2 protein-coding genes are annotated in these 1,525 nt (G+C 71.0%); both read right to left on the bottom strand.

Annotated features, from left to right (window positions below):
* Positions 1 to 171: 171 nt before the first annotated feature.
* Entirely contained in the window at positions 172 to 801 is a 630-nt protein-coding gene (locus GRC12_RS44370; protein ID WP_208786084.1) for a TetR/AcrR family transcriptional regulator, read from the bottom strand.
* Positions 798 to 1,478: a DUF4166 domain-containing protein gene (locus tag GRC12_RS44365; protein WP_208786083.1), complete on the bottom strand. Its 681-nt coding sequence runs from the start codon at positions 1,476 to 1,478 to the stop codon at positions 798 to 800. The genes GRC12_RS44370 and GRC12_RS44365 overlap by 4 nt, the downstream gene beginning before the upstream one ends.
* Positions 1,479 to 1,525 lie beyond the last annotated feature (47 nt).

Here is a 1,525-nt window from a genome sequence, read left to right as displayed (position 1 = left end):
GTCCGTCCTCGGTCGGGCGGTGCCGTGGGATGTGCGGTGCTGTTTCTTGACGCCCGACACTGCGGGCGGACACCCCCCGCCCCGTCCCCTTCTCGCCGTGGGCGGCTGCGACCCCGTCAGGGGTGCGGGGAACTGGGCGACCAGCAGGGCGCGGCACCCCCCTCGGCGGCCTCAGGTCCGTCGGCGTAGGTGGAGGCGGATCGCGCGTTGGGCGACCGGGCCCAGGTCTTCCAGCGCGGCGATGAGGGCGCCCAGTTTTTCCAGGGCGTCCAGGGCCGCGTGTGCGCCGGTTTCGTCCACTCCCTCGTACAGCTCGATGCCCACGAAGGACGCTGCCACGGCGCGGGCGAGGCCGCGCGGGTCGGCGAACTCGCCGAACGGCGTCTGTGCCAGGACCCGGGTCAGGACCTTCTCTATTTCGTCGATCCAGAGTTGGAGGCCGGCCGCCGTGGCGGGGCCGAGGGTGGTGTGGGTCTGGGCGCCGGCCAGGAGTTGGCCGAGGAGGGCCACGTGGCCGTGGGCGCGTTCCTCCTCGTGCATCTGCCGTCCGACGGTGAGGAGTTCGGAGAGGGAGCCGACCTCGGTGAGGCGGGTGCGGTAGCGGGCCACCGTCTGTTCGGCGCCGTAGCGGCATGCCTGGGCCAGGAGTTCGTCGACCGAGCCGAAGTGGTAGAAGACCAGGGCCTGGTTGACTCCGGCCTCGGTCGCGATGGTGCGGGCGGAGGTCTTGGCGATGCCCTGGTCGGTCAGGACGCGCAGGGCGCCTTCCAGGAGTTTGGTCTTCGTCGTCTCGGGGCTCACGCGCGGGACTCCTCGCGGACCGGGCGCAGACCGGCGCGGACCCCGCAGGTGCGGATGTCGGTGTACGTCGCCCGGAAGGAACCCTCGTAGCCGAAGAGGGGGCCGAAGTAGCGGTTGACCACGCGGACTTGGATGCGGAAGCGGCTTTCTGTCTCGTCGTACGACTCTCGGACCTCCGCTGTGGCGCCGATCAGTTCGGGCACCCGTAGGTCTACGGCGCCCTCGCGGAAGCGGTGTTCTCCGGAGCGGATGAGGAGGGAGCCGTCGGGCTCGGCGTGGAAGTGGAGTTCGCTGGCCAGGTGCTGGTGGGTGCCGAGGTAGTCGAGGATGCGGTCGCCCTTGGGGCTGAGCACCATCTGGGCGTCGAAGCGGCGGGGGCGGCCCGGGAGGTCGAAGGTGCGCACGAAGGTCACCGTCTCACGGCCGAAGGTGTCCGTGTACGGGACGTTCTCGATGGTGAAAGGGACGTTGCGGCCGGGGGTGGGGATCAGGATGTTGCGGGTGGCGCCGAGGGCGAGGAAGGGGCGGACGAAGGTTCCGCCGTGCCAGACGCGGTCCATCACTCCCCTGCCCGTGCAGGCCTCGCCGCTGGTCAGACCGACGGAGAAACGGCGCTGGAGCCGGGGGTGCAGGCGGTCGAAGTCGGCGCCCATCACGGTGCGGAAGATCGAGGTCATCGCGGGTTCTCCAGGGTGCGCAGGACGCGGGGCGCCCGGATGCGGGT

The organism is Streptomyces griseorubiginosus (assembly GCF_017614965.1).
GTDB lineage: Bacteria > Actinomycetota > Actinomycetes > Streptomycetales > Streptomycetaceae > Streptomyces > Streptomyces griseorubiginosus_B.
Note: the sequence above shows the minus strand (reverse complement) of the source record. Positions and strands in the feature narration are given on the sequence as shown.